Origin of the sequence: Veillonella parvula (assembly GCF_024461875.1) — a bacterium.
Lineage (GTDB): Bacteria > Bacillota > Negativicutes > Veillonellales > Veillonellaceae > Veillonella > Veillonella parvula_I.
Genome location: NZ_JANGAL010000142.1, coordinates 1 through 220, shown reverse-complemented (window position 1 = coordinate 220; position 220 = coordinate 1). Strand labels below are relative to the sequence as shown.

The 220-nt window shown below is 34.1% G+C and carries 1 protein-coding gene; it reads left to right on the top strand.

Annotated elements, in window-relative coordinates:
* Positions 1–29 precede the first annotated feature (29 nt).
* On the top strand, positions 30–220 hold a 191-nt coding region (locus NE668_RS10145), incomplete at its 3' end, for a hypothetical protein (RefSeq protein WP_256196937.1).

Here is a 220-nt window from a genome sequence, read left to right as displayed (position 1 = left end):
AAAAATATCTTCTGTGGGGATTTTTTGTTATGAGAAACAAAATAGAGGAAAGAATAAAAAATAAAACTTATAATAAGAGAAAAGTACTTGTCGTTTTTTTATGTGCGGCTTTCGTGCTTTTTTGTCTGATAGGCAGACTTGTTTATCTTATGATATTTGATGCGGAGTATTATCAGAACATGGCGGAGGAACTGCATGAAAGGGAGAGGGAGATCAAAGC